At 70.1% G+C, this 18,564-nt stretch carries 15 protein-coding genes; 8 read left to right on the top strand and 7 right to left on the bottom strand.

What is annotated here, in order from left to right; translation table 11 throughout:
• Positions 1 to 16 precede the first annotated feature (16 nt).
• The 5 genes from LXT21_RS22960 (at position 17) to LXT21_RS22940 (ending at position 5,435) form a co-directional block, all read left to right on the top strand.
• The gene (locus tag LXT21_RS22960) at positions 17 to 364 is read left to right on the top strand and encodes an imm11 family protein (RefSeq protein ID WP_407667015.1); all 348 of its coding nucleotides are present in this window, start codon (positions 17 to 19) and stop codon (positions 362 to 364) included.
• Between the two features lie 82 nt (positions 365 to 446).
• Positions 447 to 2,219, top strand: a complete 1,773-nt coding sequence (locus LXT21_RS22955) for a hypothetical protein (protein WP_254040315.1) — start codon at positions 447 to 449, stop codon at positions 2,217 to 2,219.
• 111 nt (positions 2,220 to 2,330) lie between these two features.
• Positions 2,331 to 3,434 (top strand): endonuclease/exonuclease/phosphatase family protein, encoded by a 1,104-nt coding sequence (locus LXT21_RS22950; protein ID WP_254040314.1) that lies wholly within the window; start codon positions 2,331 to 2,333, stop codon positions 3,432 to 3,434.
• Between the two features lie 57 nt (positions 3,435 to 3,491).
• Entirely contained in the window at positions 3,492 to 4,481 is a 990-nt protein-coding gene (locus LXT21_RS22945) for a bile acid:sodium symporter family protein (protein WP_254040313.1), read from the top strand.
• A 27-nt stretch (positions 4,482 to 4,508) separates the two neighbouring features.
• Positions 4,509 to 5,435, top strand: a complete 927-nt coding sequence (locus LXT21_RS22940) for a bifunctional helix-turn-helix transcriptional regulator/GNAT family N-acetyltransferase (RefSeq protein WP_254040312.1) — start codon at positions 4,509 to 4,511, stop codon at positions 5,433 to 5,435.
• A 115-nt stretch (positions 5,436 to 5,550) separates the two neighbouring features.
• Here the strand turns inward: LXT21_RS22940 and LXT21_RS22935 are convergent, their stop codons facing one another.
• The 5 genes from LXT21_RS22935 to tesB form a co-directional block, all read right to left on the bottom strand.
• On the bottom strand, positions 5,551 to 7,914 hold the full coding sequence (locus LXT21_RS22935; protein ID WP_254040311.1) for a gluzincin family metallopeptidase: 2,364 nt from the start codon (positions 7,912 to 7,914) through the stop codon (positions 5,551 to 5,553).
• Between the two features lie 185 nt (positions 7,915 to 8,099).
• Positions 8,100 to 9,992, bottom strand: a complete 1,893-nt coding sequence (locus LXT21_RS22930) for a methyl-accepting chemotaxis protein (protein WP_254040310.1) — start codon at positions 9,990 to 9,992, stop codon at positions 8,100 to 8,102.
• Between the two features lie 17 nt (positions 9,993 to 10,009).
• Positions 10,010 to 10,549: a PDC sensor domain-containing protein gene (locus tag LXT21_RS22925; RefSeq protein ID WP_254040309.1), complete on the bottom strand. Its 540-nt coding sequence runs from the start codon at positions 10,547 to 10,549 to the stop codon at positions 10,010 to 10,012.
• 266 nt (positions 10,550 to 10,815) lie between these two features.
• Positions 10,816 to 11,514: a type 1 glutamine amidotransferase gene (locus LXT21_RS22920; protein ID WP_254040489.1), complete on the bottom strand. Its 699-nt coding sequence runs from the start codon at positions 11,512 to 11,514 to the stop codon at positions 10,816 to 10,818.
• Positions 11,515 to 11,569: 55 nt separating this feature from the next.
• Entirely contained in the window at positions 11,570 to 12,448 is an 879-nt protein-coding gene (tesB, locus tag LXT21_RS22915; protein ID WP_254040308.1) for an acyl-CoA thioesterase II, read from the bottom strand.
• Positions 12,449 to 12,598: 150 nt separating this feature from the next.
• Between tesB and LXT21_RS22910 the strand changes: the two genes are divergently transcribed.
• The 3 genes from LXT21_RS22910 to LXT21_RS22900 all read left to right on the top strand — a co-directional run bounded on the left by LXT21_RS22910 (position 12,599) and on the right by LXT21_RS22900 (position 16,402).
• Entirely contained in the window at positions 12,599 to 14,248 is a 1,650-nt protein-coding gene (locus LXT21_RS22910; RefSeq protein ID WP_254040307.1) for a M28 family metallopeptidase, read from the top strand.
• A 199-nt stretch (positions 14,249 to 14,447) separates the two neighbouring features.
• A complete protein-coding gene (locus tag LXT21_RS22905; RefSeq protein WP_254040306.1) occupies positions 14,448 to 15,338 on the top strand; it encodes a bile acid:sodium symporter family protein in 891 nt (296 codons plus the stop codon).
• A 56-nt stretch (positions 15,339 to 15,394) separates the two neighbouring features.
• Entirely contained in the window at positions 15,395 to 16,402 is a 1,008-nt protein-coding gene (locus LXT21_RS22900) for a hypothetical protein (protein WP_254040305.1), read from the top strand.
• A 101-nt stretch (positions 16,403 to 16,503) separates the two neighbouring features.
• On the opposite strand, the gene LXT21_RS22895 is transcribed toward LXT21_RS22900, so the two are convergent.
• A complete protein-coding gene (locus LXT21_RS22895) occupies positions 16,504 to 16,986 on the bottom strand; it encodes an FKBP-type peptidyl-prolyl cis-trans isomerase (RefSeq protein WP_254040304.1) in 483 nt (160 codons plus the stop codon).
• Positions 16,987 to 17,096: 110 nt separating this feature from the next.
• Positions 17,097 to 18,563, bottom strand: a complete 1,467-nt coding sequence (locus tag LXT21_RS22890) for a ribonuclease H-like domain-containing protein (protein ID WP_254040303.1) — start codon at positions 18,561 to 18,563, stop codon at positions 17,097 to 17,099.
• Position 18,564 lies beyond the last annotated feature (1 nt).

Below are 18,564 nucleotides of genomic sequence, written 5' to 3'. Positions count from 1 at the left end.
CACTCCTCGGGCACGGATGACGACCCTCGCGCTTGAGCGTAATCCCGTGGCCCACGCGACTTGGGCGATTCCCGCCTCCGGTACACGCAATCCCGGATGCGGACGGTGGCTGGCCACAAGGTTCGTTCGCTGCATCGACGACAAGGCATCCAAAGAGGTCCAGTACTGGATGCCGGAAGATGAGCGACCCGAGAAGATCGGTCACTACAGGGGCGTCATCGACCTGAGGATCGACCGCGCGCAGGTGGGCAACGCCAAGGTGTTCCGGACCTGGGGATGGTCGGTCGCGCTCATCGTCTCCGAGGACATCAAGGCGGCCCTCGGGGCCGCGAAGATCACGGGCGCTCGATTCGAGGAGGTCTAGGGCTCACGTTGGCGCTGTGGCCCGAGTCACCCCTGCCCCGCCTTGATGCGCCCGAGGCTTTCGCGCGAAGGTGATGGCCACCATGGCGGAGAGCCCTCCTCGCGCGAACTCCTGGTGGACCTGGCCTCGTTCGCTCCTGCTGGCGCTCGCGCTGGGCACCCTCGTCTCCTTGCCCTCCCTTCGCGTCGGGCTGTTGCTCGATGACCTGGTCCACCGTCTCGCCCTCTCCGGACAAGCCTCCGCCCTGGGCGACTGGGGCCCCTTGACGCTCTACGAGTTCGTGGGCGGCCCTCGCACCGACCCTCAGCGGCTCCGTGAAGCCGGGCTCCTCCCCTGGTGGACCTCGGACTCGTTGTCGATTCGCTTCTTCCGTCCCATCCCCAGCGCCCTGCTCACCGCCGATGAGTGGCTCTTCGGCGACGCGCCCTTCCCCGCCCACCTGCACAGCCTCGTCTGGTTCCTCGGGCTCGTGGCCGTCGTGGGATGGCTGCACCAACGACTCCTCCCCGCCCCCGTCGCCACGCTCGCCACCGTCCTCCACGCCATCGCCGCCGCGCATCTGTTCCCTGTCGCGTGGCTGGCGGCGCGCCATCCCCTGGTCTCCGCGCTCCTGGGACTCCTCTCGCTCGCCGCACACCTGCGCGCCCGTGAGGATGGCTGGACTCCCGGTCGTCTCCTCGCGCCCCTCGCACTCGCGGGCGCGCTGCTCTCGGGCGAAGCCGCGCTGGGCTCCGTCGCGCTCCTCGGCGCCTACGAACTGTTCGGCCGCCGCGACTCCCTCCGCACGCGGATCCACTGGCTCGCGCCCTACGCCGCCCTCGTCGTCACCTATCTCCTCTTCTACGCAAGCCAGGGCTACGGCGCGCGCGGCAGCGGCGGCTATCTCAATCCCATCGCCGCGCCCGGCGACTTCCTCGCCACCCTCTTCCAGCGCGTCTTCATCCTCATGGGGGAGCTCGTCGTCGCCACCCCCTCCGACGCCGCCGCCGGCACCCCCGCCTTCCACGCGGGCTTCGCGGCCTGGGGCGCCCTCACCTCGGCCCTGGTCCTGCTGATGGCCCGCGCCATCCTTCCGCTCCTCTCCGAACAGGAGCAGCACTCCCTGCGCTGGCTCATCCCCGGCGGCATCGCGGCCACCCTCCCCGGCGCCGCCGGCATCATCGGTGGCCGCGTCCTCATGGTCCCGCTCGTCGCCGCCACCGCCCTGGTGGCGACGCTCATCCTCCGAGGCTGGACCGCCGCGCGTGAAGCCCAACGTCCCCGTCGCCACCGCCTGCTGCTCTGGACCGCCGTCTGCGCCCTCGTCCTCGGCCACGGCTTCCTGGGCCCCGCCTTCCGCGTGGGGCTCGGCGTCTCCCTGGGCCGGCTCGCGGACGCGCAGTGGCGCATCGCCCGCGAGGCGCCTCCCTGCAAGGGAACCCTCGTGCTGGTCGCCGCCGCGGACCCGAGCATCTCGCTCTACGTCCCCGCCGCCATGGCGCTCCAGGGCCGCGCCCCCCTGCACTACCGCCTGCTCAGCGCCGCACCCCATGACCACGTGCTCGAGCGGACCTCCGCCCACGCCTTCGACCTCGTCGTGCGCGGCTCGCCCCGGAACCTGGGGTTCTGGGAGCAGGTCAACCGCGATGTGCCACCGCCTCCAGGCTCACGCCTGACGCTCGGCGACCTCCTCGTCACCGTGAAGGAGTCCACCGACACGGGCTTCACCCGCGCGAGCTTCGACTTCGGCCAACCCCTCGAATCCGACGCGCTCTGCTTCGTCACCTGGAGCGACACGGGCCTGCGTCGCATCGACCTGCCCGCTCCTGGCGAACATCTCGCTCTGCCTTACAGCCGAGGTCCCGCAGGGATGTGAACACTCCCCCGCGAGGGGCTGTGCATGAGCCGACGCGGGCCCGGCAGGTCGATTGCCGGCCCAGGGCCCCGGCGCGCAAATCGCGCCACTCCACCCCTGCCCCAGGCTCTCATGTCTCCACTCCGAATGCTCCACCTCGCGCCGCTGCTCGCGTGCGCCCCGTTGTTCCTCTCCGCCTGCGGTGACGACAACGACGATGACTCGCTGCAGCCCGACACCGCCCAGTTCAAGGTGATGACCCGCAACATCTACCTGGGCGGCAACATCGAGCTGCTCGCCACCGCCCAGGCACCGCAGGACATCCCCGCCCTCGCCGCGCGCATCTACACCACGGTCCAGGCCACCCAATTCGCCGAGCGCGCCAAGCTGATCGCCGATGAAATCCAGTCCACCGACCCCGCGCTCATCGGTCTGCAGGAGGTCTCCCTCTTCCGCACCCAGAGCCCGAGCGACTTCAGCAGCAACCCGCTGCCCAACGCGACGACGGTGACGTACGACTTCCTGGCCATCCTCCAGGCCGAGCTCCAGTCCCGAGGGTTGAACTACCGCGTCGCCGCCACCATCCAGAACGCGGACGCGGAGGTGCCCGCCGCGCTCGCCGGCAACGCCACCGACCTCACGGATGTCCGCCTGACGGACCGCGACGTCATCCTCGCTCGCGGCGACGTGCAGATCGCCAACGTGGAGACCGCGAACTACGACTACGCGCAGGACGTCCCCGTGGGCGGCGCGTCCATCCGCTTCACGCGCGGCTACGCCAAGCTCGACGCCACGCTCGACCGCGTCTCCTTCACCTTCGTCAACACGCACCTGGAGACGCTGCGCCCCGGCAACGAGAACCAGGCCGCGGAGCTGGCCACCCTCGTCAATGGCTTCAAGCGGCCGCTCATCGTCGTCGGCGACATGAACAGCGGCCCGGGCGCGGTGACCACCGGCTACGACACCCTCGTCAGCGCGAACACCGGGCTGGTCGACGCCTGGACCCGCGTGGGCACCGGCAACGGCTTCACCTGCTGCTTCAGCGAGACGGTGAACGACACCTCCACCGCCGCCCTCGATGAGCGCATCGACCTGGTGTTGTTCGCCGGCGAGGCCAAGGCCATCGACGTGCGCTCCGCCGTCGTCGTCGGCGGCGACCTGGAGAACCGCAGCGCCTCGGGCCTCTGGCCGTCCGACCACGCGGGCCTCGTGGTGGAGTTCTTCGTCTCGCGCTGAGGGATGACACGCAGGGGGGCTGGAGGTCTCCCGGGTCCGGGAGTATTCAGCCCCCACATGTCTCTTCACCTCATCAAGCGCCTGTCGCGGGACTGGTTCCTCCTGGGGATGCTCGGTGCCGTGGGGCTCGCGCTCCTCTTCCCCGACTTCGGGAAGTCCGGCGGCGCGATGCACGCGGATGTCGTCACCAACGTCGGCATCTTCCTCGTCTTCTTCCTGCACGGCCTGGGCATGCCCACCGCCCAGCTCAAGGCCGGCGCCCTCCAGTGGCGGCTGCACGTGCTGGTGCAGTCGTTCACCTTCCTCGTCTTCCCCGCGCTGTGGGCGGTGCTCAACCTCACGGTGGGCCGGTGGGTCTCGGCCGAGGTCTCGCTGGGCTTCCTGTTCCTCTGCGCGGTGCCGTCCACCATCTCCTCGTCCGTGGCGATGACGGGCGTCGCCCGGGGCAACGTGGCGGGCGCCATCTTCGACGCGAGCCTCTCCAGCCTCCTGGGCATCGTCCTCACCCCGCTCATCGTCGGCCTGCTCGCGCAGACCACCGGGGCGCGCCTCTCCATGGGCGAGGCCATCCTCAAGCTGTCCGTGCTGCTGCTGTTGCCCCTGGCCCTGGGACAGGTGGCCCGGCCGCTCCTGGGCGCCATGTTCGCCCGCCATCGCAAGCACACCAACGGCATCGACCGGCTGTTCATCCTCGTGCTCGTGTACGCGTCCTTCTGCGACTCGGTGGCGTCGGGCATCTTCGGCCTGCACGGGGGCACCACCCTCGCGCTCGTGCTCGGCGGCGCGGCGCTCATCCTGGCCATCGTCCTGACGGCGACCACCCAGGCCGCGCGGTGGCTGGGGTTCACGAAGGAGGATGAGATCGCCGCGGTGTTCTGCGGCTCGAAGAAGACGCTCGCCTCGGGCGTGCCCATGGCGCGGCTCCTGTTCGGCGCGCACCCGGCCCTGGGGCTCATCGTCCTGCCCCTCATGTTCTACCACCAGCTCCAGTTGCTGGTGTGCTCGGTGCTCGCGGAGCGCTACGCGGCCCGCCCACCGTCGCCCTGAATCGGCGATGCTACGAGAATGGCACAGATGCGACGTGACCCCACCGTGGCGGCGGTTCGGCACTTCAACCGCTTCTACACCCAGAAGATCGGCGTGCTCGACGAGGGCCTGCTCCACAGCGAGTTCTCGCTCACCGAGGCCCGCGTCATCTACGAGCTGTACCACCGCGAGTCCCCCACCGCGACGGAGATCAGCCGCGAGCTGGCGCTCGACGCGGGCTACCTGAGCCGGCTCTTGCGCAACTTCGGCAACCAGGGCCTCATCGAGAAGGTCCCCTCCGCGCTCGATGCCCGCCAGCACCTGGTGCGGCTCACCGCCAAGGGAGAGCAGACCTACAACCGGCTGAACAGCCGCTCCAACGACTCCATCCGCGCCCTGCTCTCCCCGCTGCGCGCCGACGAGCGCCCGCGCCTGCTGGAGGCGATGCTGACCATCGAGGAGCTGATGGGCGAGCGCTCCACCCAGGACGCCCAGCCCCACGTCGTCCTGCGCGAGCACCGCCCCGGGGACATGGGCTGGGTCGTCCAGCGCCACGGCATCCTGTACAGCCAGGAGTACGGCTGGGACATGCGCTTCGAGGCGCTGGTGGCCGGCATCACCTCGCGCTTCATCCAGGAGCGAGACCCCGCGCGGGAGCGCTGCTGGATCGCCGAGCTGAACGGCCGCCCCGTCGGCTCGGTGTTCCTGGTGCGCGACACGAAGACGGTGGCCAAGCTGCGGCTGATGCTCGTGGAGCCCTCGGCCCGAGGACACGGCGTCGGCACGAAGCTGATGGACGCCTGTCTCCAGTTCGCGCGCGAGGCCGGCTATCGGAAGGTGCGGCTGTGGACGGAGCAGCAGCTCCACGCCGCGCGCCGCATGTACGAGCGCGCGGGCTTCGCGCTCGTGAGCAAGGAGCCGCACGCCCTGTTCGGCGAGGGCCTGATGAGCGAGACGTGGGAGCTGAAGCTCTGACGAGGAAGGGCGGCCCCACGCGCGAGCGCGAGGCCGCCCCGGGAGACCTCGACGCCGGTGGAGCGCCCCCGAGCGAGCGCGCCCCACCGTGTCGGAAGTCAGGGTGAGCGCCGGACTACAGCGGGCTCACGCAGGTGCAGGTGCTGGACGCGCCGTAGCACGCGGCGCTGCTGCCCGCGGCGACGACGGAGTAGCAGGTGTTGTGGCCGGAGAGGACCTCGCCGTCCACGTAGTTGGTCGCCGTCGTGGTGGCGACGCGCGCCTTGCCGTAGTTGCAGCCGTTGACACCGTCCGACTTCATCACCCAGTACTGGGTCGCGCCGCTGACGGCGCTCCAGCTCAGGGAGACCTGGCCCGTGGCCGGCGTCACCGTGACGGTGGGCGCCGCCGTGGGGCCGCCCGAACAACCGCTGTTCACCGGCGCCGGGGTGGCACAGGCGATGTTGTGGCGGTTGAACGCGTTGTAGATGGCCGTCATGTGCGGCGTGCCATCGTTGATGTTGCCGTTGTCGTCGTCCGCCGCCAGCCACTGCTTGTAGCCGTTGGTGGCCGCGCAGCCATCGGACGTGCCCGCCGTGCAGTTGCAGGCGTGCCACGAGCCGATGTTGCCGCTGCCCTGGTAGAACACCTTGTTGCCGATGGTCTGCGCCGTGTTCCAGTCGTAGTTGAACGGCGCCGAGCGGAGGTCCCGCGCGATGAAGTCCCACGCGGCCTGACGCACGGGGGACGCGGCGCAGTGGACCTGACGGCTGCACGGGCCGGTGCCGCTGGAGCACCGGGTGCAGACGAAGTTCTGCGGCGTGGCGGGCGTCGCGGGGTTGTGGGCCGCGTAGTCGGCGTCACGCACGCCCGAGCAGTTGGTGGCGCACCAGGCCGCGCCCGTCTGGGCCTCGTTGACGTTGTAGCCGGTGCCGTCCGCCGTCATGCCGCAGCCGTTGTTCGTGGTCTGGAAGAAGCCGTAGCCCACGCAGGACGCGGGGGACTGGCCGGACGTCGGCGTGGCGGCGGGGTTGAACGGCAGGCGGTACATCGACGCGACGTCGGCGTAGGCCTCGCTGGAGTTGCTCAGCGTGCCGGCCGTGTCGTTGTCGTCCATGCCGTGGCCCCACTCGTGGTCGAACACGGCGCCAATCTCACCCGTGTTCCGGCACCCACCGCCGCTGCGGTAGAAGTTCACCGTGGACCCGTTCCAGAAGGCGTTGCAGGTGCTGTTGATGTTGACGTTGGCCGTCATGGTGCCTTGCAGCCACGCGTTGGTGGGCAGCCAGCCGCGCGCCAGCTCCGCGATGCGGTTGAGCTCGTAGAACGCGCTGCGGGACGCGGGGCTGTTGCCGGCCTGGCCGCTGATGCAGTTGTGCTGGCCGTTGGTGCCGCCCATGTTGATGTTGCCCGCGCCGCTCGCGCTGATGGCGCCGCAGGTGTCCGTGATGCGGATGTACTTGCCGGCCAGCGTGGTGGTGGTGGTGCCGGAGGTGTAGTTGTAGACGCCGTAGCCGTCCGTGAAGACGCCGCTGCCCACGTTGGCCCACGGCATGGGGTAGTTGGCCTGCATGGAGCCGCAGAACGAGCCGGGCGTGCACGTCACCGGGACGTCCGTGTTGGTGAACACGTACGCGCCGCCCCGCACGGACTGGTCGATGTAGTGGTTGTCGTCCTCGAGCGCGAGCACGTCACCGGAGGCCGCGTCGACCGTGACCTTCCAGTGCTCGTGGCCCTCCGTGGTGGTGAAGCCGTACGTCCACACCAGCTGGTGCGTCATGCCCCGGCCGAAGCCCGCGTTGGGCACGGACACCGGCGTCACCTCCAGCGTGGGCTCCTTCCAGATGCTCTCCGGGCTCTCGTACAGGCCGAAGCGCTCGTGCGAGAGCACCGTGGCCCGATCCGCGTCCACCAGCGGCATCGGCGACACGCCGATGTTCGCCCAGGACTCGGTGCCCAGGAGGATGAGGTTGCCGTGGCTGATGGTGGCCGCCAGCCGTCCGTACCGCACGGGGATGCCCTGGTACTGCTGCGGGATGGAGACCTGCCACAGGTCGGGGGTGATCTGATCCGCCCGGGCCTCGCCCAGCTGGAGCATGTCCACGCCCACCGCGGCGCGGTTGGCCTCCACGAACTTGAAGACGAGGTCGGCCACGACGGCCCCGTCCACCTTGTCGACCGAACGACCCAGCTGCCGGCCCAGGCTGCCCAGGGTCAGCTTGTTGCCCACCCCGTTGCCGGGGATGAGCGGAACGGCGCCCTGGATGTTGGCGGCCGTCCCCGTCACGACGTCGATGTAGATCTCGAAGTTGTTCCCGTTGCGGGCGAAGAAGTCGTCCCAGACCTTCCCGCTGTCAGGCCCCATCTTCCGCAGAGCCTCGGCCAGCGGCACCTGCCCGCTGGCCAACGACAGCTCGGGCTTGAAGAACGCCTGGGAAGCCAGGGTGCCCTTGGGGGAGTTCTCCGTGGGATTGAAGCCCCACGCTTGGGACGTCGCCATCACTGCCATGCATACGGCGGCTTTCACGACGCTGCGCATTGCGGTGCTCCTTCAAGTGAAGGACCAACGAAACGGGGCTCCCAAGGGCCGGGATTGGCCCGAGGAATCCCCGGGTTGCGCATAATCCTGATTTACACGGAGAGTGCTCGATGTTGGCACTCAAAGTGTTACCCGCAAGACATTGACTAGACGCGGTATGTGGCCGCCACGGTGTCCATTTGAGCGGCGACTTCCCGCAGGGACGCGGTGATCCGCTGGGCGGCCTGAAGGCCCTGCATGGACTCCTCCATCATGCGGGACAGGTCGGTGACGGCGATGAAGATCTGCGCCACGCCGGCGTTCTGCTGGGTGACGGCGGCGGCGATCTGCTGAGCGGCGGAGGCGTTGTCCTGGATGATGCCGGTGAGCTCGCGGAGGCTGTTGCCGCTGGCGCGCACCTGGGTGAGGCCGGTCTCCGCGCTGCCCTGGCTCTGCTCGGCCTGGGTGACGGTGGACTCGATGGACTGGCGGATGTCCTCGAGGATCTCCCGCACGCGGCCGGTGGACGAGATGGACTGGTCGGCGAGGCTGCGGATCTCGCGGGCCACCACGCCGAAGCCCTTGCCGTGCTCGCCCGAGCGCACGGCTTCGATCGCCGCGTTGAGGGCGAGCATGTTGGACTGGTCGGCCAGGTCCTTCACCGTCTGGGTGATGCCGCCAATCTGACGGGTGCGCTCGTTGAGCGCGGCGATGCTGCGGGCCACGACGCCCACCTGCTCGCGCAGCTCCTCGAAGCCCTGGAGGCTGGCGGACACCGTGGCCTCGCCGGACTGGCCCACCTCGCGGGCGCGGGCGGTGACGCCGAGCACGGCCTGGGAGCGCTCGGCGGCCATCAGCGACGTCTGCTTGATCTCCTGCGCCGTCACTTGCGTCTCCTGGAGGGCGGCGGCCTGCTTCGTCAGCGTGCGCTCCTGCTGGGCGGCGGCGGCGGTGAGCTCGGCGACCGTCTGCCCGAGCACCTTGGTGCCCGCCTGCAGGCCGCGGGTGGACTCGCGCAGGTGCTCCATCATCAGGGAGAAGGCGGAGGCGAGCTCGCCCACCTCGTCGCGCCGGGTGGAGACCTCCACGCGCTGGGTGAGGTCGCCCTCGCGCACCACGCGGGTGACCACCTGGCTCAACCGGGAGATGGGCCCGGTGGCGCCGCGCGCGAGCAGGAAGCCGCCCACGCCCGCCACGACGAGCGCCAGCGCCGTCAGCCCCACGGCCACCCTCCCCGCCTCCGCCAGCGGCGCGTACGCGTCCTCCGGGTCCACGGTGGCCACGAAGCGCCAGCCGTCGCCCACGTCGCGCACGGCGTTGGCGTTGGTGGCCTCCACGCTGACGACGTCGTCGGGCCGGGCGATGTCCTTCTCGTGCGTGTCGAAGAGCGTGGTGCCCTGCGCATCCAGCACCTCCAGCGCGAAGCTCTTCTGTCCCCGCGCCCGCGAGCGCTCCAGCGCGGGCGCCACCACCTCGGCCACCTGGCTCCACTCGTAGGCGGCCAGCAGCACGCCGATGCGCGCGCCGCTGATGGGGCTGAGCACGGGCACCGCCAGCGGGAGCACGGTCCGCTCGAAGAACGGGTCCACCTGGGTGAAGCCGGTGATGTCCTGGGTGCCGTTGAGCGCGGCCTTGAACCAGGGCGTGGCGACCACCTCGCGCTCGCGGCCCTCGTAGGCGCGGCGCAGCTTCTCCTCGCTGGCGGACACCGCGCGGCCGTCCTCGGTGAAGAGCACCAGGCCCGCGAACGAGGGGTGGCGCTTCTCCAGCGCGACGAGCACCGCGTCGCTCTTCTCGAAGGTGTCGAAGAGCAGCGCGCCGCGGATGATGGCGTCCTCGGACCAGGAGCGCGCGTTCGCCTCGCGCTCCACCAGGGCGCTCTCCACCAAATCCCTCAGGCCCTGGGCCTCCACGCGCAGGGTGGCGTGGATCTGCTCCTGGAGGTTGTTGAAGACGAAGAGGCGGCCCAGCAGGTTGAAGGGCAACAGGGCCCCGAGCGTGAGCAGGGCGACGGCCACCGTCAGTCGGGTACGAAGGGAGAGTCCGTCGAGGAGGCGCATGGGGCGGCGGCGAGACGTCAGAGGTCGAGCAGGGAAATCGAGAGGGTGACGGCGCCGATGATGCGGCCCGCGTCGCGGACCGGCAGGGACACCTGGACCACGTAGGACTGGGAGGACTCGTCGAAGAAGGGCTTCTCCTCGAGCAGGCGTCCCTCGCGAAACGGCACCTGGAACTTCTCCTCGTCACCCTGCCAGTAATCGGACGTGCGGCGCGTGGCGCCCACCAGCGCGCCCAAGCGGTCCATCGCGAAGGCCTCGGCGACCACCAGGTTGCCCATCGCCTCCCGGTGTCTGGCCAGCACGCGCGAGCAGCGCGCATCGAGCACACGCTGCTTGAAGGGCGTGAGCGCCGGCGTGGACAACCACACGTCGTCCTCCGCGCGGATGGTGGTGAGCGTCATGCCGCGCGCGTTCTGGGCCCGCACCTCCTGAATCAGCTCCGGGTCCGAAGCCACGCGCTGCATCGCCGCCTTGAGCCGGCTCACCTTCGCGAGCTGCGCGGCGCCGTCCGGAGGAAGTCCTCCGAGCAGCAGGAGCGCCATGCCGAATTGCCACATCCCGACCTCAACGCGTCCGCACGCTGCATCGGCGAGACAGACTTCCCCCTCTCCGCCGGCGGAGGTGTCGACGATACATGAATGAGACGTCGCGAGTGAGTCCCCCACATGAACGGGTCCTCACCTTCCCTCCGCTCCCCTGCCCGCCCGGAGTCATGCTGACCCAGGCTCAGCTCCGCTCACTCGTGAAACACTGAAACCCAGAGCTGACGACGAAGCAGCGCTGGGTGATTCGTGACCGGGTGCAATTCGTGTCAGCGGTGTCTTCAGCGAACAGCCTGGGCGAAGTGACGCGCGAGACGCCGCAGCAGCTCGCGGTTCTCCGGCTCCGCGGCCTCGAGCTTGGGGAGCTGGCTCTTGAGCTCTGTCACGTTCTTGTGACGCCGCGCCAGGTCCTCGGCGCCCAGGTCGAACCAGCGACCCAGCTCGCGCGCGGTCAGCTCCAGGTGGAACTGGAAGCCGTAGGAGTTGCCCAGCCGGAAGGCCTGCTGCGTGTAGCGGTCCGTGGACGCGAGCAGCGTCGCGCCGGGCACGGGCTTGTAGGTGTCACCGTGCCAGTGCGCCACGGTGCCGCGCGGGCGCGCGCCAGCGGCGATGACCGGGTCCTGTTGGGCCTCTGGCGTCCAGCGCACCGGGCCCACGCCGACCTCGAAGCCGTTCTTCCCCGCGAAGACCTCCGCGCCCGCCGCGTCCGCGAGCAGCTGCGCGCCCAGGCAGATGCCCAGGCACGGGCGCTCACCGGCGAGCCGCTCCATCAGGACGGCGCCCTCGTCGCGCAGGAACGGATGCTGGTCGGCTTCGTAGACGCCCATGGGGCCGCCGAGCACCACCACCAGCTCCGCGTCCACGTCCTCGTGCCGCACGGCGCGGAAGCGGTGGACCAGCGTGAAGCCCACCTCCGTCAACGCGGGTCCCAAGAGGCCGACGCCCTCGTGCTCCTCGTGCTGATACACCACCGCGCGCATCGTCACGTCCCCTTCCGCCCCGCATGGGGGCCGCTCGGCCATCGACGTCCATCGCTCACGACGCGGGCTTGTCGCCCTTCAGGATGCGCAAGAGCCCCTCCTGCGCCACGGACGCGACGAGCCTGCCGTCGCGCGTGTAGACGGAGCCCCGCGACAGGCCCCGCGCGTTGCCGGACCACGGGCTGTCCATCACGTACAGGAGCCAGTCGTTCACCTTCAGGTCTCCGTGGAACCAGAGGGCGTGGTCCAGGCTCGCGCCGACGACGTTGGGCTGGAAGAAGCTGGCCGCGTGCGGCAGCAACGCCGTGCTGATGAGGTTGAAGTCGGACGCGTACGCGAGCACGTACTTGTGCACCTGCGGGTCCTCCGGGAGGTCGCCATCCGCGCGGATCCACACCGCCTTGCGAGGCTCCCCCGGCACCGGGTGGAACGGGTCCATGTAGTCCACCGGCCGCATCTCGATGGGCTTGTCGCAGAGGATCTTCTCGCGCAGCCGCGCGGGGATGCGCGCCACCTGGCGCTTGAGCAACTCCAGGTCCGTGGGCAACCCCTCGGGAGGCGGCACCACCGGCATGGGCGACTGGTGCGCGTAGCCGGGCTCGTCGCCGTGGAAGGAGGCCATCATCGTGAAGATGGGCTGCCCCTTCTGGATGGCGACGATGCGCCGCGTGCTGATGCTGCCGCCGTCGCGCACCCGGTCCACCGTGTAGACGACGGGCTGGCCCGCGTCGCCCGGCCGCAGGAAGTAACCGTGCAGCGAGTGCACGTGCCGCGCGGTCTCCACCGTCTGGCTCGCCGCCGACAGGGCCTGCCCCAGCACCTGTCCGCCGAAGAGCTGACGGAAGCCCAAATCCTGGCTCTTTCCGCGAAAAAGGTTTTCCTCGATGACTTCCAGCTTGAGGAGCTCCAGCAGCTCGTCCAGGACGCGGCTCATGAGGCGTCGTCCTAGCCGACCCTGGCCACGGCTGTCGCGCCTGGCGTGCGTGGCGCGTCCCGGAGAGGACGGCCGCTCGTGGAAGGAAAGGAAATGACGGGCGGGGCCGGGCGTTGATGCCAGGGTCGCCCTCCTTCCACGAGCCCGCCCTTGCGCACACCCCACCTGCTGACGACGTTGTGCTTGTTGCCCTCGCTGGCCCTCGGCGCCGCGCCCGCCGCGCCTCCGTCCGACGCGGAGCGCTGGTGGGGCCATGTCCGCCACCTCGCGGACGACGCGATGCAGGGGCGGGACACGGGCACCGAGGGACACCGCAAGGCCGCGGCCTACGTGGCCGAGCAGCTGGCGGCGCTCGGCGTGAAGCCCGGGGCCGGTGACAGCTATCTCCAGGAGGTGCCGCTCGTCTCCCGGCAGCTCGTGGACGCGAAGTCGAGCCTGGCGCTGGTGCGCGATGGACGCGCCACGCCGCTGGTCATCGGCCAGGACGCCATCATCTCTCCGCGCGCGGGCGAGGCGGGCGCGGTGGAGGCCGCCATGGTCTTCGTGGGCCACGGGCTGTCCATCCCGGAGGCCGGGTACGATGACCTGGCCGGCGTGGATTTGAAGGGGAAGATCGCCGTCTATCTCCAGGGCGGCCCGGCCCACGTCTCCGGCCCGCTGCGCGCGCATCACAGCTCCCAGGCCGAGCGCACGAAGGCGCTGAAGAAGGCGGGCGCCATCGGCACGGTGGTGCTGCTCAACCCGAAGCTGGAGGAGACGCCGTGGTCGCGCACCGCCGCGTCGCGCCACCAGCAGGCGATGACCTTCGCGGACCCGGCGCTGGACGAGAGCGCGGGGCTCCAAATCAGCGTCGCCGTCAACGCGGCCCACGCGCAGAAGCTGTTCGCCGGCGCGCCGCACTCGTTCCAGGACGTCCTGAAGCGGGCGAACGCGAACCAGCCGATGCCGCGCTTCGAGCTGCCCGCGCGCCTGAAGGCGAGCTCCGAGCGCGTGTCCTCGCGGACGACGTCGCCCAACGTCGTGGGCCTGCTGCCGGGGAGCGACCCGGCCCTGGCCGGTGAGTACGTGGTGCTCACCGCGCACCTGGACCACGTCGGCGTGGGCCAGCCCGTGGACGCAGACGGCATCTACAACGGCGCCATGGACAACGCGACGGGCGTGGCCGCGGTGCTGGAGGTGGCGCGCTCGCTCCAGGCCCGGAAGCCCGCGCGCTCCGTGCTCTTCGTGCTGGTGACGGGCGAGGAGAAGGGCCTGCTCGGCTCGCGCTACTTCGCGCTGCGCCCCACGGTGCCCGCCAACGCGCTGGTCGCCAACTTCAACCTGGACATGTTCCTGCCGCTGTTCGCCTTCGAGCGCGTGGTGGCGTACGGCCAGGAGGAGTCCGACCTCGCGACGCCGCTGGCGCAGGTGGCGTCGCGGCACGGCGTGACGTTGATGCCGGACCCGGAGCCCAACCGTCTGCTGTTCATCCGCAGCGACCAGTACTCCTTCATCCGCCAGGGCGTGCCGGCGTTGTCCTTCAAGTTCGGCTACGCGCCGGGCTCCGCCGAGGAGCGCACGTTCAAGGCCTGGTACACGCGCCACTACCACGCGCCGTCGGATGACCTGTCGCAGCCCATCCACAAGGAGGGCGCGGTGAAGTTCGTCGGGATGCTCGCGGACCTGACGCTCGCGGTGGCCAACGCCCCGGCGCGCCCGCGCTGGAACGACGACAGCTTCTTCCGCCGCTTCGCGCAGGGTGAAGGCAAACGCGACCCCCTCCCTGAGCAAACCGCGACACCGCCCATGCGGGCCCGGTAACACGCGTACAGGTGTAGCTTTCCATCAACGTGACAAACAATGACGCCCGGCGTCATCGCTGCTCACGTGCGGGAGGCAAATCGCCAGGGGTGGCTTGAAGCGAGACACCCAGTTGCGCCACGCTTGTTTGCATTGAGACATCTGCCGCGAGACGGGCGACGAGCGCCCGCACATCGACGGGGGGCGAATGCAGTCAAACGTGTTCACCGCGGTTCTGATTCCACTGTCGTTGGCCGTCATCATGCTCGGCCTGGGCCTGTCGCTGACGCTCGCGGACTTCAAGCGCGTCATCGTCTACCCGCGAGCGGTGATTGTGGGGCTCGTGTGCCAGATGCTGGTGCTTCCCGCCGGTGGTCTGCTCATCGCCCATGCCTTCGGACTGGGGCCGGAGCTGGCGGTGGGGCTGATGTTGTTGGCGGCTTCCCCCGGCGGCGCCACGGCGAACCTCTTCAGCCACCTGGCCCGCGGTGACGTGGCCCTCAACATCACGCTCACGGCGGTGAACAGCGCGCTGACGCTCGTCACGCTGCCGCTCATCGTGAACTTCTCGCTCAACCACTTCATGGGCGAGGACCGCGCGGTGCCCATGCAGTTCGCCAAGGTGCTGCAGGTCTTCATCATCGTGTTGGGGCCGGTGAGCATCGGCATGCTGGTGCGCTCGAAAAAGCCGCAGGTGGCGCTCAAGCTGGACAAGCCCATCCGCATCCTGTCCGCCGCGTTCCTGGCGGTGGTCATCGCCGCGGCGGTGTACCAGGAGCGTCAGAACATCGGCGCGTACTTCCAGCAGGTGGGCCTGGCGGCGCTGAGCTTCAACCTGTTGAGCATGGGCGTGGGCTTCGTGACGCCGCTGGTGTTCCGCCTCCCCCGGCGTCAGGCGGTGGCCATCGGCATGGAGATCGGCATCCACAACGGCATCCTCGCGATGACGATTGCGATGAGCCCGCTCTTGTTGGGCAATGCCACCATGGCCATCCCCCCGGCCATCTACAGCATCATCATGTACTTCACGGCCGCGGCGTTCGGCTACGCGGTGACGCGGCGCCACGCGGACGAGCAGGACTCTCCCGCCGCAACCCCCAGTCGTTCCTGAAGCACCCGCCGCGGTTCCTCCCCGCCGCGGTCTCCCCCACCCGAGGAAGTGTCGAGATGATGCTCAAGCGTCTATCGCTGTCCATCTGCACGCTCTGTTTGAGCCTGGGTCTGGTGTCCCCCGCGGCCGCGCAGCAGTCCGCGGCCACGCCAACGCCTCCGCCGGATGCTCCCACGGCCGGGCCCACGAACACCCCGGAGGTCGCCCCCTCCAGCGAGCCCTCCCCGGTCCCCCCACCCCGCCCCATCCCCAACGTCCGGCTGTACATGACCAGCTTCAACCTGTTCCGCGTCAACCCCATCGGGTTGGAGACGCAGAACCGGCTGGTCATCCAGAAGCGGCTGTTCAACAGCGAGTCCGTGCTGATGCGCGACACGTTCGTCAACGCCGCGGCCCTCATCAAGGCGAACCCCGCCTCGTTGAAGGTGGGTCCGATGTTCGAGATCCAGCCGATTGCCCTGTTCAACCTGCGCGTGAGCTACGAGTACACGAACTTCCTGGGGACCATGGGCTTCCTGCAGGGGTACGCGAACCCGCTGAACGACTTCTCGGATGACGCGCTCGATGCGCGCCAGGACGCGGCCTACAGCACCAGCGGCCACCACTTCCTGGTGGAGCCGACGCTGCAGGCGAAGGTGGGCCCCATCGCGGTGCGCACCAAGTTCAGCATCGAGTACTGGAACCTGTCGCTGCGCGACGGCGAGACGACGTTCTATGACCCGATGCTCGACTCGCTGCTCGCGGGCAAGGGCTGGGTCTTCACCAACGACTCGGACCTCGTCTACCTGTCCGGCCGGTGGATGCTGGGCGCGCGCTTCAGCGGCGTGTGGCCCCAGTACAACGAGGACCAGGGCGTCTCCGGCAACCTGAAGGCGGACAACAGCCACATGCGCGCGGGCCCCGTGGCCTCGTATGCCTTCAACACGGACGAGGGCACCCTGTTCAACCGCCCCACGGTGCTGGGCATGGTGGCCTGGTACCTGAAGCACCCCAGCCGCCAGGAGGCGATGCCGTACCTGCTGCTGGGCTTCTCCTTCAACTCGGACCTGATGGGCGGGCGCTAGTCAGCGTCCCACGTCGCGTCAGGCAGGAAGGGCCGCTCCCGCGAAGTCCTCTCGCGGGAGCGGTGTTGGGACCCGGGCCCTCCGAAGGCCCTGGGGTTGAATCAGTGGTGGCTGTCCGGGCCGTGCGCGTGGCCGTGCTCCAGCTCCTCGGCCGTGGCGGCGCGGACGTCGGCCACCGTCAGCTGGAAGTGCAGCGTCTTGCCGGCGAGCGGGTGGTTGTAGTCCACCACCACGGTGTCGCCCTTGATCTCCTTCACGAGCAGGTCGACCTCGTCGCCCTCGGGGTCCGTGGCGGTGAGGATGCCACCCTCCTCCAGCGCCAGACCTTCGGGGAACTCGTCACGGGGGACCTCCTCGAGGCCCTCCGGGTCATGCGGCCCGTAGCCGTCCTCGGGGGGGATGACGACCGACAGGCTGTCTCCCTTCGCCTTGCCCTCCAGGGCCTTCTCCAGGCCGGGGACGACCTCCTCGTGGCCCTGCAGGTAGACGAGCGGATCTCCCGGCTCGCTCTCGTCAATGAGCTTTCCATCGCCGAGGTGAAGCTTGAAGTCGATGGAGACGACACTGTCCTTCGCGATTTTCATGGCGCCTCTCTTAGCGCAGGCCGTTGTCCAACGCTCCCATCATGTGCTCGGCCGGTCTGCGGGAGGGCATGGGAGCGGGGCCCCCCGCCCGAAACCGGACGCAAGGGCTTTCAGGGGCCGGAGCGTGGCGGGCGGGCGCCCAGGTCCAGCCCCCGGACACGCGTGCTCCGGTCGATTCGGCCCTCCAGGCGAACGATGCGGCGCCGGTGGTCCTCCGGCAACTCCGCCGTCGCCGCGAGCCGGGCGTGGCGCAGCGCGGCCGCGAGGTCCTTGAGGGCGTGCTCGTAGAGCTTGGTCAGCTCCAGGTGCAGGCTCGCCGCCTGGAAGCCCCGGGCGGACTGGAGGGCCTGGTGCAGGTGGTCCGCGGCGGCCTGGGGTTCGCCCGCCATGCGGGCCAGGCGCGAGGCCAGGGCATGGGCCTCCATGCCCACGGCGCCGGAGCCCCGGGTCGCCGCCCGCGCGAAGGCCCGGGCGCGGGCGTGGTCTCCCGCCCGGAGCGCCACGCTCGCGAAGCCGAGCAGGTCGCGGGGGTCCTCGTCCCGGGGCACGGCGGTGCCGTCGCCGGCGCGGAAGCGGCGGACCATCTCGCCCAGGAGCGCGGCGAGCAGGAGCAGGTCGTTCGCGTTGTGCTCGAGCACGGGCGTCAGCGAGGCGCCGTCGCCGCCGCGCAGGTAGCGGAAGTACAGGTCCGGGATGAGCGAGCCGTCCACGTCGTCGACGCGGCGCAGGCCGAGCACCTGCTCCTCCATGTGGACCAGGCGCGTGCCGGCGCCCCGGTGCTTGAAGACGCGGCGGGCGCAGTGGAGCAGGTCCAGGTGGGGCAGCTCGGCGGGGGCCTTCACGCGGTTGAGGATGAAGCGCGTGCGCAGCAGCGGCCAGTCGAAGCTCTTGCCGTTGAAGGTGACGATGCAGGAGGACTGGGCCATGCGCTCGGCGAGCACGCGCAGCATGGGGGCCTCTTCGCCGAGCTTGCGCAGGAAGAGCTGGTGGACGCGCAGCGAGCGCCCCTCGAACCAGGCGAGGCCCACGAGGAACGGCACGGTGCCGGTGCCGCCCGCGAGGCCCGTGGTCTCCGTGTCGAGGAAGAGCATGCGCTGGTAGTCCACGCCAGCCAGGTCCTCGTGGAGCGCGAGCCGGGCGACGAGTGTGCCCTCCACGTCGAGGGCGCCGGCCACGGGGGCGCTGCCGTGATGGTGGTCCGGGGCGAGGAGGCGCTCGGAGACATGGACCGTGCCGTGGGGCGTCTCCTGGGCCACGACGGGCAGCGGGCTGGGAGGAGGACGGGGCTGGACGGGGCCTCGGCGCGCGGCCGTCTGCCCCTGACGCTCGGACCAGTCCGCGAGCATCCGCCGGAGGGACTCGATGCGTGGGTCGCCCGGGCGCGCGGGAGGAGCGGAGACCTGGGCCGATGCGGCCGCAGGTGTGGAGGTGCTCGCTTCGGTCGACCCCTCCGCCACGGTCCCCGGTGGTGGTGCCCTCCCCTCGCCCGAGGGCTCCGGATGCGTGGCCACGTGGCTCGCGGGCTTGCCGCCGGGGCCCACGCCCGTCAGTCGCGCCAGCTTTCGCTTGAGGTCCACG

The organism is Myxococcus guangdongensis, from assembly GCF_024198255.1.
Lineage (GTDB): Bacteria > Myxococcota > Myxococcia > Myxococcales > Myxococcaceae > Myxococcus > Myxococcus guangdongensis.
The sequence above is the reverse complement of the archived record's forward strand: the minus strand, read 5'-3'. Positions and strand labels throughout refer to the sequence as shown.

What these genes read in the sequence shown, in the direction of transcription:
- LXT21_RS22950 (WP_254040314.1), top strand. Translation starts at nt 2,331, where the DNA reads ATGTCTCCACTCCGAATGCTCCACCTCGCGCCGCTGCTCGCGTGCGCC.
- LXT21_RS22930 (WP_254040310.1), bottom strand. Translation starts at nt 9,992, where the DNA reads ATGCGCCTCCTCGACGGACTCTCCCTTCGTACCCGACTGACGGTGGCC.
- LXT21_RS22925 (WP_254040309.1), bottom strand. Translation starts at nt 10,549, where the DNA reads ATGTGGCAATTCGGCATGGCGCTCCTGCTGCTCGGAGGACTTCCTCCG.
- LXT21_RS22945 (WP_254040313.1), top strand. Translation starts at nt 3,492, where the DNA reads ATGTCTCTTCACCTCATCAAGCGCCTGTCGCGGGACTGGTTCCTCCTG.
- LXT21_RS22955 (WP_254040315.1), top strand. Translation starts at nt 447, where the DNA reads ATGGCGGAGAGCCCTCCTCGCGCGAACTCCTGGTGGACCTGGCCTCGT.
- LXT21_RS22940 (WP_254040312.1), top strand. Translation starts at nt 4,509, where the DNA reads ATGCGACGTGACCCCACCGTGGCGGCGGTTCGGCACTTCAACCGCTTC.
- LXT21_RS22960 (WP_407667015.1), top strand. Translation starts at nt 17, where the DNA reads ATGACGACCCTCGCGCTTGAGCGTAATCCCGTGGCCCACGCGACTTGG.
- LXT21_RS22900 (WP_254040305.1), top strand. Translation starts at nt 15,395, where the DNA reads ATGATGCTCAAGCGTCTATCGCTGTCCATCTGCACGCTCTGTTTGAGC.
- LXT21_RS22895 (WP_254040304.1), bottom strand. Translation starts at nt 16,986, where the DNA reads ATGAAAATCGCGAAGGACAGTGTCGTCTCCATCGACTTCAAGCTTCAC.
- LXT21_RS22920 (WP_254040489.1), bottom strand. Translation starts at nt 11,514, where the DNA reads ATGCGCGCGGTGGTGTATCAGCACGAGGAGCACGAGGGCGTCGGCCTC.
- tesB (WP_254040308.1), bottom strand. Translation starts at nt 12,448, where the DNA reads ATGAGCCGCGTCCTGGACGAGCTGCTGGAGCTCCTCAAGCTGGAAGTC.
- LXT21_RS22935 (WP_254040311.1), bottom strand. Translation starts at nt 7,914, where the DNA reads ATGGCGACGTCCCAAGCGTGGGGCTTCAATCCCACGGAGAACTCCCCC.